General features: G+C 62.4%; 13 protein-coding genes. 8 read left to right on the forward strand and 5 right to left on the reverse strand.

Annotated elements, in window-relative coordinates; genetic code table 11:
• The first annotated feature begins 100 nt into the window (after positions 1-100).
• Positions 101-1,327, forward strand: coding sequence for a D-alanyl-D-alanine carboxypeptidase family protein (locus tag AC239G_RS13320; RefSeq protein ID WP_139470359.1), 1,227 nt, complete (start codon positions 101-103; stop codon positions 1,325-1,327).
• Positions 1,328-1,742: 415 nt separating this feature from the next.
• Positions 1,743-1,913 carry a hypothetical protein gene (locus AC239G_RS13325; protein ID WP_172171077.1) on the forward strand — a complete coding sequence of 57 codons (171 nt, stop codon included), beginning with the start codon at positions 1,743-1,745 and terminating at the stop codon, positions 1,911-1,913.
• A 123-nt stretch (positions 1,914-2,036) separates the two neighbouring features.
• Here AC239G_RS13325 and AC239G_RS13330 read toward each other — a convergent pair whose 3' ends face one another.
• The 5 genes from AC239G_RS13330 to nrdH form a co-directional block, all read right to left on the reverse strand.
• Positions 2,037-4,391 carry an FdhF/YdeP family oxidoreductase gene (locus AC239G_RS13330; protein ID WP_229664250.1) on the reverse strand — a complete coding sequence of 785 codons (2,355 nt, stop codon included), beginning with the start codon at positions 4,389-4,391 and terminating at the stop codon, positions 2,037-2,039.
• A 219-nt stretch (positions 4,392-4,610) separates the two neighbouring features.
• Positions 4,611-5,582, reverse strand: coding sequence for a class 1b ribonucleoside-diphosphate reductase subunit beta (gene nrdF / locus AC239G_RS13335; protein WP_139470360.1), 972 nt, complete (start codon positions 5,580-5,582; stop codon positions 4,611-4,613).
• A 145-nt stretch (positions 5,583-5,727) separates the two neighbouring features.
• Complete coding sequence (gene nrdE / locus AC239G_RS13340; protein WP_229664253.1) at positions 5,728-7,854, reverse strand: class 1b ribonucleoside-diphosphate reductase subunit alpha; 2,127 nt, start codon at positions 7,852-7,854, stop codon at positions 5,728-5,730.
• Positions 7,855-7,859: 5 nt separating this feature from the next.
• Positions 7,860-8,273: a class Ib ribonucleoside-diphosphate reductase assembly flavoprotein NrdI gene (nrdI, locus tag AC239G_RS13345; RefSeq protein WP_101546862.1), complete on the reverse strand. Its 414-nt coding sequence runs from the start codon at positions 8,271-8,273 to the stop codon at positions 7,860-7,862.
• A gap of 2 nt (positions 8,274-8,275) precedes the next feature.
• Positions 8,276-8,521 (reverse strand): glutaredoxin-like protein NrdH, encoded by a 246-nt coding sequence (nrdH, locus tag AC239G_RS13350; protein WP_025778731.1) that lies wholly within the window; start codon positions 8,519-8,521, stop codon positions 8,276-8,278.
• A gap of 702 nt (positions 8,522-9,223) precedes the next feature.
• Here nrdH and AC239G_RS13355 point away from each other — a divergent pair.
• From AC239G_RS13355 to AC239G_RS13380, 6 genes are read left to right on the forward strand one after another with little or no spacing between them, the layout of a single operon-like run.
• On the forward strand, positions 9,224-10,219 hold the full coding sequence (locus AC239G_RS13355; RefSeq protein WP_139908556.1) for an AAA family ATPase: 996 nt from the start codon (positions 9,224-9,226) through the stop codon (positions 10,217-10,219).
• A gap of 12 nt (positions 10,220-10,231) precedes the next feature.
• Positions 10,232-11,116, forward strand: a complete 885-nt coding sequence (locus tag AC239G_RS13360; protein ID WP_181272496.1) for a DUF58 domain-containing protein — start codon at positions 10,232-10,234, stop codon at positions 11,114-11,116.
• Positions 11,103-11,555 carry a hypothetical protein gene (locus AC239G_RS13365; protein ID WP_139470365.1) on the forward strand — a complete coding sequence of 151 codons (453 nt, stop codon included), beginning with the start codon at positions 11,103-11,105 and terminating at the stop codon, positions 11,553-11,555. The genes AC239G_RS13360 and AC239G_RS13365 overlap by 14 nt, the downstream gene beginning before the upstream one ends.
• Entirely contained in the window at positions 11,546-12,520 is a 975-nt protein-coding gene (locus AC239G_RS13370) for a vWA domain-containing protein (protein ID WP_139470366.1), read from the forward strand. Before AC239G_RS13365 ends, AC239G_RS13370 begins: the two co-directional genes overlap by 10 nt.
• Positions 12,517-13,701: a vWA domain-containing protein gene (locus tag AC239G_RS13375; protein WP_139908559.1), complete on the forward strand. Its 1,185-nt coding sequence runs from the start codon at positions 12,517-12,519 to the stop codon at positions 13,699-13,701. Before AC239G_RS13370 ends, AC239G_RS13375 begins: the two co-directional genes overlap by 4 nt.
• Positions 13,698-14,483 carry a tetratricopeptide repeat protein gene (locus AC239G_RS13380; protein WP_139908560.1) on the forward strand — a complete coding sequence of 262 codons (786 nt, stop codon included), beginning with the start codon at positions 13,698-13,700 and terminating at the stop codon, positions 14,481-14,483. Before AC239G_RS13375 ends, AC239G_RS13380 begins: the two co-directional genes overlap by 4 nt.
• Positions 14,484-14,550: the final 67 nt, after the last annotated feature.

Here is a 14,550-nt window from a genome sequence, read left to right on the forward strand (position 1 = left end):
CAAACTGGGCTGCCACCACAAGCTTCGTCTCGGTGAGGTGCCGCCTCGAGTGAACGAATCCTGAGGACGAGCTGCTCGCGGCGAAAGTAGACTGGTGCGCATGCGTTTCACCCGCTCGACTGCTTCCTCACTACACAGCCTGCCCCTGAGCATCCTCGGCTTCGCCGCCGCACTGCTGATGCTCGCCGCGCAGCTCGTCCACTCCCCCGCCCCCGCACACGCGGTGCCGCAGCCGGCGGAGTCGACAGCACCGGCGTATGTCAGTCCAGAGGACCTCGGTGACGGCGCGAAGCCCCCGAAGCCGACGGGCACGTCCTGGTTGGTGGGCGACCTCGACTCCGGAGAACTGCACGTGGCGAAGAATGTGGAGAAGCGGCACGCTCCGGCGTCGACGATCAAGCTGCTCACGGCTCTGGCGCTCGTGGACGAGTTCGACGACAAGAAGAAGAAAGTGACCGCCGAGTTCGAGGACATGGAAGTCGATGGGACGAAGGTCGGTCTCATGCAGACGAACAAGTACTCCATCGATCTGCTCTTCCACGCGATGCTGATGTCGAGCGCCAACGATGCGGCGAATGCACTGGGTCGTGCAGCCGGCGGGCAAGACAAGGCAGTGAAGCTGATGAACGAGAAGGCGGCCGAGCTGGGCATGTCGAATACGCAGGCGAAGAACACCTCGGGACTCGATGCAAAGGGCCAGTACACGACCGCTGAGGACCTCATGAAGCTCGCGTGGGCGGTGTGCGAAGACGACTACCTCATGAAGGTCATCGGCACGGAGACTTATCAATTCCCGGGCGGAAAGAACCCGCAGACGAAAGAGAAGTTCAAGGGCTACGAGATCCAGAACCATACGAAGATCGTCGGCCAGGTCGACGGCGGGCTGGGCCTGAAGAACGGGTTCACTCGGGCGGCGAAGGGCTCGTACGTGGCCGTGGCCGAGCGCGACGGGCACCGTGTGGTCGCGACGATGCTCGGCATCGACAACAACTCTCGCCAGGTCGCCGTGGACCTGCTCGACTGGGATTTCGCCCAGAAGGACCCGAAATCGCTGCAGACCGTGCCCGTCGGGGTTCAGGCCACCGCCGAGGCGGCCCCCACCGCCACTGGCAGCTCGAGTGATGCCGGGGGCGCCGAATCGGATTCGAGCGGAACGACGGAGTCCCAGAAGTCCGATGAATCGGAGTCATCCATGGCATCCCAGACCGTCGGTGCAGCACTGGACAATCCCCTGGCGCTCGTCCTCTTGGCGGGTGGGGTCGTGCTCTTCATAGCCACGGTGATCCTGTGGCTGCGACTCCGGGCACGGTTGCAGGGCCGACGATAGGGGCATTCAGAGCCTCCTCGGCCAGAGGCCGGCAAAAACGATTTGCAGGTCCACTACGGCGAGAGGATCAACGGTAAGGTTCGGTGCCGCCTCGGCGAGATGGCCGGAGGTAAGGTCGGTCGACCTGAGCCTAGGGTTCTGACCTCAATTGGACAACGTCGACATAGACGCGTTAAGCTTACAACTTGCGTTCGAAGTTGTCCGCATTCATCGAACTGATCGTTGCGTTGCTCCTGACGACAAGCTTTTGAAGTCGTAGGCCCCGATCATGGTTCGACTTTGCAGATGAATGTTCCGGACACTGTGTCTCTTCGAATCGCAGATCCCCATGGCGATCACCCAATCGCCGTATTGAGAACCTGAAGAATAGCGCGCGTCGTTGCCTGCTATTCACAACTGAAGAAAGGAGGGAACCATGTCTGAGTTCCCACAGTGGGTCCAGCGCGGACTCGCACACGCAGGATTGATCGATCCCCGGATCAGCCGTCAGGCTCCTGGTGAGATCACGATCAAGGATGCGACCGGTCGAGTTGTGCTGTTCACCGGCACCTCGCTGCGTGAGATCACGCCGATGGCCGCTGCCTGACCGAACCTCGGTCGCCCTGATCTGCAGGGATCGACATGGCCCGACCGGGCCGGACTGATCCTCACTGATTGAGAAGACGCCCACTTGCTGCCGGGTTTTACGCAGCAGGTGGGCGTCTGTCGTTCACCCATGCGCGTCAACGAGGCTGTGGATCTCTGCAGGTTCCTCGTCATCGGTGCGTGGTTCGAACCGCACCATAACGGCTTTGAATCCCGGAGTGTTCGACTCTCTGGCCACGAGGTCCCGGTGAACCAACGCGTTCGCCTCCGGATAGTAGGCAGCGACACAGCCGCGGGCCGTCGGATAGGCGACCATCCGGAATTTCTCCGCCCGTCGCTCTTCCCCGTTGAAGACCGAGACAACATCGACGAGCTGACCGTCGTCGACACCGGCAGGGCCGAGATCGGCAGGATTGATGAGAATCACCCTGCGCCCGCCCGAGATTCCCCGATAGCGATCGTCGAGCCCGTAGAAGGTCGTGTTGTATTGATCGTGCGAGCGCATCGTCTGCAGCACCAGGTGTCCCTCCGGCGGCAGCAGATATTCGAGTTCGCGCGTGCTGAACTGCGCCCGTCCTTCGGCTGTCGCGAAAGTCCGTGTATCACGGGGCGGATTGGGCAGAACGAAGCCGTATTTGTCCCGCACGCGGCGGTTGAAGTCCTCGGTGCCTTCCACGACCCGTGAGATGCGGTCGCGGATGACGTCATAGTCTTCGGCCATCGCCCTCCAGTCGATGACGTGATCGGGTCCGAAGACCGCCTCGGCGATCCGGGCCAGCAGCACCGGTTCGGCAAGGAGGTGGTCGGAGACCGGCTCGAGCCGACCTTGGGTGCGGCTGACGACCGACATGGAGTTCTCGACCGAGAGGAACTGTGCTCCTCCGGGGTGCTTGTCATCCTTGTCGGTGCGTCCGAGCGTCGGGAGGATGATCGACGTCTTGCCGTGGACGACATGGGAACGGTTGGGCTTCGTGGAAATATGCACGGTGAGGCCTGTGCGTTTGAGTCCGGCCTCCATTGCGGCGGTGTCGGAGTTGGCCATGGCCAAGTTCCCGCCCAAGGACATGAACACGTCGACGTCTCCGCGGGCCATGGCATGCATCGCCTCTGTGGAGTCATAGCCGTGCCTCCGGGGCGCATTGATGCCGAATTCGGCATCCAGGCGCTGTAGGAAGTCCTCCTTCGGCTTCTCCCAGATCCCGAAGGTGCGGTCGCCCTGGACATTCGAGTGCCCCCGCACCGGGCAGGCCCCTGCCCCGGGCTTACCGAAATTGCCCTGGAGTAAGAGCAGGTTGATGATCTCTTTGATCGTGTCGACCGAATGAGGCTGCTGCGTGATGCCCAATGCCCAGCAGAAGATCGTTGCCCTCGACTTCGCCAGCAGATCCGCGACGTGTTCGATCTCGGCTCGTTCGAGACCGGTGGCGAGCTCTGTCTCCGCCCAGTTGAGCTCCTGCCTGGCTTCCGAGTAGGCGGCGAAGCCGTCAGTGGAGGATTCGATGAAGTCCCGGTCGACGACCGTTCCCGGAGTCTCTGCTTCCTTCCTCAACAGCAGGTGTCCGAGCGCTTGGAAGAGCGCTTGGTCTCCCCCGACCCGGATCTGGAGGAATTCGTCACTGGTCCGCTCCCCGTCGGCCAGCAGGCCCTTTGGCGTCTGCGGATCCTTGAAGCGGAGAAGCCCCGCCTCGGGCAGCGGATTGACCGCGACGACCTTGCCGCCGTTGCGCCGGCACGCGGCGAGCGTGCCGAGCATACGCGGATGATTCGTCCCCGGGTTCTGCCCGACGACGAAGATCAGTTCGGCTTTCTCGAGATCCTCAAGTGAGACGGTTCCTTTGCCGATGCCGATCGTCGGAGACAGTGCCGTGCCGGAGGATTCGTGGCACATGTTCGAACAGTCGGGAAGATTGTTCGTTCCCAGGCTGCGGGCAAACAGCTGGTAGAGGAACGCTGTCTCATTGGGAGTGCGACCGGAGGTGTAGAAGACCGACCGGTCGGGTTCGGTGGCGCGGAGGTGCTCGGCGATGGTCTCGAAGGCGTCGGCCCAGGAGATCGGTGAGTAGTGCGACTCCCCTTCGCGGATGATCATCGGATGGGTGATGCGGCCGGATTGGCCGAGCCAGTACTCCGTCTTCTGCTCGAGCACGGAGATTGGGTGCTGCTCCCACCAGCCGGGGGTCGCCACCCGGGTCGTGTTCTCCTCAGCGAGCGCCTTCGCCCCGTTTTCGCAGAACTCGATCTTCTTCCGATCACCGGTGATCGATTCCGGCCACGCGCAGCCTGGGCAGTCGACGCCGTCAGGCTGATTGACGCGGAACATCGACCGTACGGTCCGGCTCGCGCCGCCCTGTTTGAGTCCGCGTTCGAAGGCAACCTCGACGGCTTTGAGTCCCGCTGCCGCGGTCTTCGGTTCGCTGATGACAAGATCGTTCTCGTCGATATCATCGAATTCGACTCGGCGTCCACGTACGTTCGACACTGACGATCACCTCTGACCTCGGCGGACTTGATTCCGATGATCGTATCTGAGCCGAGTCATAGTATCCGAACCACGAGGAAAGAATCTCGCATTCCGAACATTCCGCTTGACGCTCATCGAACAACCGCCCCGGTGCACGAACAGCGAGGCGGCCCATCCAAACGTTTTCCGTCTGGATGGGCCGCCTCGATGCTGAAAAGTCAGGTCAGGGCTGAGTACTCAGAAGTCCCAGTCGTCGTCTTCGGTGTTCTCGGCCTTGCCGATGACGTAGGACGATCCCGAACCTGAGAAGAAGTCGTGGTTCTCGTCGCTGCCGGGCGACAGAGCCGCGAGGATGGCCGGGTTGACCTTCGTGACCTCCTTGGGGAACATCGCTTCGTAACCGAGGTTCATCAGCGCCTTGTTGGCGTTGTAGTGGAGGAACATCTTGCAGTCCTCGGACAGTCCCACGGGATCGTAGAGATCGTGGGTGTAGGCGACCTCGTTCTCGTAGAGCTCGAACATGAGGTTCATCGTGTAGTCCTTGAGCTCCTGCTTGCGCTCTTCGGGCTGCGATTCCAGACCCTTCTGGTACTTGTAGCCGATGTAGTAGCCGTGCACAGCCTCATCGCGGATGATCAGACGGATGAGGTCAGCGGTGTTCGTCAGTTTGGCGTGTGCCGACCAGTACATGGGCAGGTAGAAGCCGGAGTAGAAGAGGAAGGACTCGAGCAGCGTCGAGGCGACCTTGCGCTTGAGCGGATCGTCTCCCCGGTAGTAGCTGAGGATGATATCGGCCTTCGACTGCAGGTACTTGTTCTCACGCGACCAGCGGAAGGCCTCGTCGATCTCCTTCGTCGAGCACAGGGTCGAGAAGATCGAAGAGTACGACTTCGCGTGCACGCTCTCCATGAACGCGATGTTCGTCAGCACCGCCTCTTCGTGCGGGGTGACCGCATCCGGGATGAGCGAGATCGCACCGACGGTGCCCTGGATCGTGTCGAGCAGGGTCAGACCGGTGAAGACGCGCATCGTCAGCGTCTTCTCATCGTCGGTGAGAGTCGCCCAGGACTGGATGTCGTTGCTCAGCGGGACCTTCTCCGGCAGCCAGAAGTTGCCGGTCAGGCGATCCCAGACCTCGTCGTCGATCGGATCGACGACGCGGTTCCAGTTGATGGCATCGACATGCGATGCCAGAGTCAGATTCTCCAACGCTTTCTCTCTTCCCAAAGTGCTGTTCGTCGTGAGTACGTGCTGTCTGCGCGGCAGACGAAAGTCATGTGTGCGGGCCCAGCCGGCGGCTTGGAGCCCGCACGAGGCCGGCGGACCGATTCGCATCGGTCCGCCGATTCCATCATCAGAGCATGCAGGAGACGCAGCCATCGACTTCCGTGCCCTGCAGAGCGAGCTGCCGGAGCCGGATGTAGTAGATGGTCTTGATGCCCTTGCGCCACGCGTAGATCTGCGCCTTGTTGATGTCACGAGTGGTGGCGGTGTCCATGAAGAACAGTGTCAGCGACAGCCCCTGGTCCACGTGTTTCGTGGCCTCGGCATACGTGTCGATGATCTTCTCGTAGCCGATCTCGTAGGCATCCTGGTAGTACTCGAGATTGTCGTTGTCCATGAAGGGAGCCGGGTAGTACACGCGGCCGACCTTGCCCTCCTTGCGGATTTCGATCTTCGAGGCCACCGGGTGGATCGACGAGGTCGAGTTGTTGATGTACGAGATCGAACCGGTCGGCGGCACGGCCTGGAGATTCTGGTTGTAGATGCCGTGCTCGGCCACTTGAGCCTTGAGCTCGCGCCAGTCGTCCTGGGTCGGGATGTGCACGCCTGCTTCGGAGAACAACTCGGTCACACGAGCGGTGCGCGGCTGCCAGACCTCATCGGTGTACTTGTCGAAGTATTCGCCGGTGGCGTACTTCGACCGCTCGAAGCCGGCGAAGGTCTCACCGCGCTCCTTGGCGATCTCCATCGACGCCCGCACACAGTGGTAGGCGACGGTGTAGAAGTACATGTTCGTGAAGTCCAGGCCCTCATCGGAACCGTAGTAGATGTGCTCACGAGCGAGGTAGCCGTGGAGGTTCATCTGCCCCAGGCCGATGGCATGCGACATGTCGTTGCCGCGGGCGATCGAAGGCACGGACTGGATGTTCGAGGTCTCGGCGACCGCGGTGAGTCCGCGGATCGCGGTCTCGATGGTCTGCCCGAAGTTGCTCGAGTCCATCGTCAGAGCGATGTTGAGCGAACCGAGGTTGCAGGAGATGTCCTTGCCGACGACGTCATAGCCGAGATCGTCGTCGTACTTGCTCGGTTCGGAGACCTGGAGGATCTCCGAGCACAGGTTGGACATGATGATCTTGCCGTCGATCGGGTTCGCCTTGTTGACGGTGTCCTCGAACATCACATACGGGTAGCCGGACTCGAACTGGATCTCGGCTAGAGTCTGGAAGAACTCGCGGGCGTTGATCTTCTTCTTCTTGATCGCCGCGTTGTCGACGAGCTCGGTGTACTTCTCGCTGACGTTGATGTCGGAGAAGGGCACACCGTAGACGCGTTCGACGTCATAGGGGCTGAAGAGGTACATGTCCTCGTTGCGCTTGGCCAGTTCGAAGGTGATGTCCGGGATCACGACGCCCAGGGACAGGGTCTTGATCCGGATCTTCTCATCGGCGTTCTCGCGCTTGGTGTCGAGGAACTTGTAGATGTCGGGGTGGTGGGCGTGCAGGTACACGGCACCGGCACCCTGGCGGGCTCCGAGCTGGTTGGCGTAGGAGAACGAGTCCTCGAGCAGCTTCATGACGGGGATGACGCCCGAAGACTGGTTCTCGATCTTCTTGATCGGTGCACCGGACTCGCGGATGTTTGTCAGAGCGAAGGCCACGCCGCCGCCGCGCTTGGACAGCTGCAGAGCGGAGTTGATGGACCTACCGATCGACTCCATATTGTCTTCGATGCGCAGCAGGAAGCAGGAGACGAGCTCACCGCGCTGCTTCTTGCCTGCGTTGAGGAACGTCGGGGTGGCCGGCTGGAAGCGGCCGGCGATGATCTCGTCGACGAGCTGGGTGGCCAGAGTCTCGTCTCCGCGAGCCAGGAAGAGAGCGACCATGACGACGCGGTCCTCGAAGCGTTCGAGATAGCGCTTTCCGTCGAAGGTCTTCAGCGTGTAGGAGGTGTAGAACTTGAACGCGCCGAGGAATGTCTGGAAGCGGAACTTCTGATCGTAGGCGCGCGTCGAGAGCTGCTCGATGAAATCGAACGAGTACTGCTCCAGAACCTCGGGCTCGTAGTAGTCCTTCTCGACGAGGTAGTCGAGCTTCTCCTTGAGGTTGTGGAAGAAGACGGTGTTGTTGTTGACGTGCTGCAGGAAGTACTGCCGGGCAGCCTGCTTGTCACGCTCGAACTGGATCCTGCCGTCCTCGTCGTACAGGTTCAGCATCGCGTTGAGCGCGTGGTAATCCAGATCCGTCTCTTCGCGGATGATGTCCTCTACATTGCGGTCTTCAGCGAGCTCGCGCACAGTTTGTCCAATCCTAGGTTGACAGCGTCGACATCTTCCTGAGTGCCCAGGAGTTCGACTCGATACATGAGGGGTACTTGACACTTTGCCGCGACCTTGAAGGCCGCGCGGCAGTAGTCCATGCCGAAGTTCGTGTTTCCGGCGCCGATGACACCGACCAGATGGCGCCGGTTCTCTTCGACATTGAGGAACTTGATGACTTGTTTGGGAACAGCCCCGCGATTGCGACCGGCCCCATAGGTGGGGGTGACGAGAACGAATGGCTCATCCACTCGCAGCGTCGGCTCCTTGGTCAACGTCGGCAACCGCACTGCCGGGTGACGCAGCTTCGCGACGAAGCGGTGCGTGTACTCGGAGTTGGCGGAGAAGTAGACCAGCAGCATTGTCAGGCCACGACGGACGCAGACTGTTCGCCGGTCAGGGTGGCGATCTTGTCCGGACGGAAGCCCGACCAGTGATCGTTGTCGGTGACGACGACGGGAGCCTGCATGTAACCCATGGCCTTGACGACATCGAGGGCGTTCTCGTCGACGCTGAGATCCACCGACTTGTACTTCAGGCCCTTGGCGTCGAGAGCACGGTAGGTGGCGTTGCACTGGACGCAAGCTGGCTTGGTGTACACGGTGATCATGACGACTCCTTCATTCTGCTGTGCAGTTCGGCATTCTGATGGCTGTGACCGTGTCCCGTCAACTGCTCGATCATGATGAATATCACGAGGCGCAGGCTCAGGGGTGACCACTAGATGTTGTGTTCGGGTTAGACCTTACCCCTATATCCAGTGTTACACCAGTGTCATTTGCAGGTTCCACACCCTGTGTCATCACCGTCCACAATCGTCCACAGGCTGTGAACGACAATCATGTAGTTCGATCACCTGCGCGGACGCTGGGATCGGCGGCTTCAGGGCCGATTTTCGACCCGTTGTCCACCTCCGTTTTCCACCGCTTTCCACAGAAAAAATTTTTGCCTGTGGGCATGTCGCGGAGTCCACGACCGACGATTCCGAACTCCTTAGTGCGGCACCGATCACGTCGAGGCAGAGGCGATCATCACAGCACCTCCTCACATCCGTTCGTCGGTTCCATCGACGCTACAGCCCGGTCCTGACATGAGATGGCCGCGCTGTGAATGGCAGGTGGCGGACGGACGCACGTCGGGCACAGCACTGCTCTGTGTGTCAGCACTGCAACGTTCTCGGCTGTCGCGTGTCAGTGCCAGCCAATATGCTGGAGACCACAGAAACGCATCAGACGGCGTGGCTGAACGACCACAGTGACACCGAAAGACACGTGGCATCGATGCACCAGTGACACCGAGAGACTGAGGGACCATGACGGCAACGGCACCGGCGAACACGCAGGAGATCGCGCACGCACAGACGATCCTCAAGGCTCTGGAGTCCTACCTCGACCATTTCGTCGTCGGGCAGCAGCGCCTGCGCGAATCCTTGCTCATCGGACTTCTCTCCAGCGGTCATCTGCTGCTGGAGAGCGTGCCGGGGCTGGCGAAGACCACGGCGGCCGCGGCTCTGGCCAATGCCGTGGACGGCAAGTTCTCCCGCATCCAGTGCACCCCGGATCTGCTGCCGGCCGACATCATCGGCTCGCAGATCTACAACGCGCACGAGGGGTCGTTCAACACCGTGCTCGGTCCCGTGCATGCGAACATCGTCCTCCTCGATGAGATCAACCGGTCGTCGGCGAAGACCCAGTCGGCGATGCTCGAGGCCATGCAGGAGAAGCAGACGACGATCGGCGGCAAACGCTTCGAACTCCCCCGCCCCTTCCTCGTCATGGCCACGCAGAACCCGATCGAGCAGGAGGGCACCTACCAACTGCCCGAAGCCCAGCTCGACCGGTTCATGATCAAGGACCTGCTCACCCACCCGAACCCCGGCGAAGAGGTCGAGATCCTCTCCCGCCTCGACTCCGGGGTCTTCGACAAGGACTCGGTGCCCGATCCGGCCTGCTCGCTCGACGATGTCGTGACCATGCAGAGCTACGCCCGCACCGTCTATATCGACCCGGCCATCACCCGCTACCTCGTCGAACTCGTCCACGCCACCCGCAATACGACGAAGTACCTCGGCCGCTTCGCCCCGTTCATCGAATACGGAGCCAGCCCACGTGCCTCCATCGCGTTCACGAACGCCGGCCGGGCGCTGGCGATGATCCGCGGCCGCAACTACGTCATCCCCGAAGACATCAAGGACCTCGCCCACCGAGTGCTGGCCCACCGCATCCAACTCAACTTCGAAGCCGCCGCCGAGAACATCACGAGCGCCCAGATCGTCGATGCCCTCCTCATGGCAGTGCCCACTCCCTGATCGGCTGCCGCGATGACTGTCCTGCTCAACCGAATCAAGGCGCGGATGACCATCCACGCCCATCGGCGGACCCGGCGCCTCCTCGACGGCGACTACTCCTCGGTCTTCCACGGCCATAGCCTCGACTTCGACGATCTGCGCGACTACATCCCCGGTGACGAGATCCGCGACATCGACTGGAAAGCCACGGCCAGGCACACAGAGCCCCTGGTCAAACGCTATGTCGCCCACCGTCGGCACATCCTCGGCCTCGTCGTCGACACCTCCCGGAACTTCGACGCCGTGACCTCCGCCGGAGCCGACAAACGCCACCTGGCCATCCTCATGGCGGGGATGGTCGGCTACCTCGCCGTCCGCCACGCCGACGACGTCATGCTCATCCACGGAAACGCCGGTCACACCACCGCTTCACCGCGGAAAGGCAGCGAGGCCCACCTCGAGCATCTCCTGCAGCAGATCCTCGCCGAGACCGGCAGCGACTCCCCCGGGTCGATCAACACCCAGCTGCAGTGGATCACCAGCCATATCAACCATCGGATGCTGCTGGTCGTCATCTCCGATCAGGCTCCGCTGGGGCCGGAGGCCGAAGCGACGATCCGTCGGCTGCGCGCCCAACATGAGGTCCTGTGGATCACGATCACCGACGCGGACCTCGCAGGACTGCCGTCCGCCTCGGCGCCGTTCGACGTCGCCCGACCCGACCATGGACTGCCGACCTCGGTGATGACGAAACCCGAGGTCCGACAGGAATTCGCCCTCGCCGAGGCGGCCCGCCGTCAGCAGCGCATCGACCTTCTCGCCAAGCTGGGCATCGCCCACATCGAAATCGACCATCCGAAGTCGGCCCTCGGCCGACTGCACACTCTTCTGCTGAGGCACCGCCGTGGGCCCCGCTGAACTCATCGGGCCCCTGGAGGTCTCACCGGCGTGGTACGTGGCAGCCTGCTTCGTCCTGCTGCTGGCGTGCGGAAACCTCTTCGCCCCTCTCTTCCGCGCCGCCGCCGGAGTCACCGCAGCGGACGGACCGCGCATCCCGATTCCCGTGCGCAGCACCTACCTCTCCCGCATCAGCGCCGTGGAAACGGGACTGACCGCAGAATCGGCGGACGTGCGCGAATCGGCACAGCAGCTGGCGACGATCGTGCGCGAATTCGCCCATGACGCCTGGGGCGTCAAAGCCGAGCACCTGACCTACCGCGATGCGGCAGTCGCCGGTCTCGACGACCTCGCGCAGTGCCTGCTCGGCCTCTACGAGGCGGAGTTCGCCGAAGCCGAACCGGCCGGTCTGCAGCCTCAGATCGCCGAGGCCCGGAAGTTGGTGGCGCGATGGTCCTGATGTTCTGGTGGCTGGCGCTCATCCTGCTGGCCCTCGCCGCAGCCGCAGTCTTCTGGTTCCGCCGTCCGAAGTCGACGGAGTCCTCTTTGGCCGTGGCCCACAGCGGGCGGATGACGAGCCTGCCGAGTTTCCGCAGGGCCATGCGCAGACGACTGGTGACCACGGTCGCCCTCCTCGGAGTCATCGTCCTCACCGGGCTGTCGGCACTGGCGGGAGTCGCACGTCCGGCTTGGGTGGAGACGGTCAACCCGGAGCGGAAGATGCGCGATGTCATGCTCTGCCTCGATGTGTCCGGGTCGATGCTCGGCTACGATGCCGATCTGCTGGAGTCCTACCAGGAGCTCGTCGACCGCTTCGACGGCGAACGCATCGGCCTGACCGTCTTCAATGCCACCGCGGTCTCCGCATTCCCGCTCACAGACGACTACGACATGGTCCAGAACTACCTCGCCGAGGCCGAGGAGGGGTTCCGCACCTGGGGCGCAGAGGGCACCGACTACTCGTGGTCGACGTCGCCCCCGAACATCGGCGGCTCCTCACTCATCGGCGATGGACTCGTCAGCTGCGTCGACAACTTCGACCGGCAGGACGAGGACCGGTCCCGGTCGATCATCTTCGCCACGGACAATATGCTCGCCGGTGAGCCCCTCTTCGAGCTCAACGAAGCCGCCGATATCGCCGTCGACGCGAAGGTCCGCGTCTACAGCCTCTCCCCTCCCTCGGTGCTGACGACCACTCAGACGAAGGAGCTGCGATCCGTGTCCGACCGTACCGGCGGCGAACAGTTCGACATGGGTTCGGCCTCGACGATCGACCGCATCGTCGAGGAGATCCAGAGCCAGGAAGCGGCGAACACCCCCGGCCGTTCGTACACGATCGTCCACGATATGCCGGTGGTTCCGCTCGCACTCGCCGTCTTCGGCCTCGCCGGAGTGTTCGTACTGGCGTGGAGGACGAAATCATGATCTTCGATCCCGTCTTCACCTGGTTCGGCTGGGGCTTCATCGTCATCGCCCTGCTCACCGTGTGCATCATCCCCGCCATCCGCGGCGACGGAGCACGCTGGAAGTGGTTCGCCCGCATGGGTGTCGTCGCCGTGCTCGCAATCGCACTGGCACGCCCCGGGATCCCCATCAAATCCTCGACCGAGGAGTACGAGGCACGAGCCGATGTGTACTTCGTCGTCGACGTCACGACGTCGATGGCCGCTGAGGATTTCGACGGGGACGACACCCGCCTCGAGGGGGTCAAGAAGGACATGCTCGAACTCGCCGACGCCTTCCCCGGCACCCGGCTGAGCATCATCACCTTCGCTTCGACCGCAGCCACCGTGATGCCGCTGACGACCGACCACGCCGCCTTCGCCTCCGCCGTCGACGTCCTCGAACCCGAATCATCCATGAATTCCAGAGGCTCATCGATCACCGAGGCCGGTGAGGAGCTCGATAAGCGGATGACCTCGAACGATGAGGACCGTCCGGAGAACAAGAACGTCGTGTTCTACTTCGGCGACGGTGAGCAGACCGTATCGGAGAATCCGGAGTCGTGGTCGCCCTTCGCCTCCCGCATCGACAGCGGCGCCGTCTTCGGATACGGCACCGATCAAGGCGGGAAGATGCGCGACAGCCAGCCGTTCGGCTACGGGTCCGGTGTCGGTGATCCCGGCAATGCCCCAGGAATCGGTGACCCCGATGACCCAGATGACGATCAGGCACCTCCCGAGTACATCCAGGACCGCAACGGCAATCCGGGGATCTCGAAGATCGACGAGGGCAACCTGCGCCAGATCGCCTCGGACCTCGGCGTCGATTACCACCACCGGGACGGAAACGGCGCGATCTCCAGCGTCTACACCGCCCCGAAGTACGATCAGGCCCTGGTGAAGAAGGACGGCCGGGTCACCGTCGACGAATACTATTGGGTCCCGCTCATCCTCGTCTTCGCGTGGATCGCCGTGGAGCTCGTCTTCGGAGTCCGCGAATACCTTCGCCTCAAGGCGATCACCCCCAAACGCCCTCGCCGAGGCGGCCCACCCGGTCCCGGAGGCCCGCTTGGTCCCGGAGGTCCGTTTGGTCCCGGGGGCCCACCAGGTCCCAGCGGATCGGTTCCCTACCAGCCGGTGCCCTATCAGGGAGGTCAGCGATGAACCGCCTGAAGAATCTGTGGTCACGGCTGCGTCGGATCACGAAGATCAACCTCATCCTCGGCACGATATTCGCCCTGGTGTTCGGCTATATCGCCATGGCCACATACTTCGGAACCGCCTCGCAGGTCAGATACACCTCGAATGACTTCCCTGGTGCCAAGAAGGCGGCGACGGCGTTCCTACGGGTCAGCCCGTTCCAACGCCATATCGGCTACTTCAACCGCGGCACCGCCGAGGCGGCCGTCGGCGACTACGACGCTGCCCAGACCGATCTCGAAGCCGCCTTGGAGATCGCTCCGACCTCGGCCGAATGTGCTGTGCGGATCAACCTGTCCTTTGTCTATGAGAAGCAGGCAGATCAGATCGCCTCCCAGGACCCCGACCAGTCGCAGGAACTCTACGACCGGTCACTGAAGACCCTCGAAGACGCGCCCGAGGAATGCCAGCCGAAGAAGAGCGAAGAGAAGCAGAAGAGCAGCCAGGCGAAGGAACGCGTCGAGGACAAGAAGCAGGGCGGGCAAGCCAAGGAGGAGGGAACCGACGACAGCGAGTCCGAGGACGAGGACTCGCAGGAGAAGGACTCCGGGGACGAGAAATCCTCCGGAGATGAAAGCCAGGATCCCGGGGAAGATGAGGAGAAGCCGGACGATTCCTCAGGCAAGTCCGAACGAGAGAAGAAGCGGGACGAGCTTGAGAAGCGCCGCGAGGACTCCGAACGACAGCAGCAACAGCAGGGCCCCGGCGGCGAGGGAGGCCGGTCGACCCCGGAGAAACCCTGGTGATCCTCGTCGACGAAGTCTGACCCCTCCGGGGCGTGGTGGCAGCGCTGACCCGCTGTGACATCATGAG

It is taken from the genome of Brevibacterium sp. Lmc1, assembly GCF_057654315.1.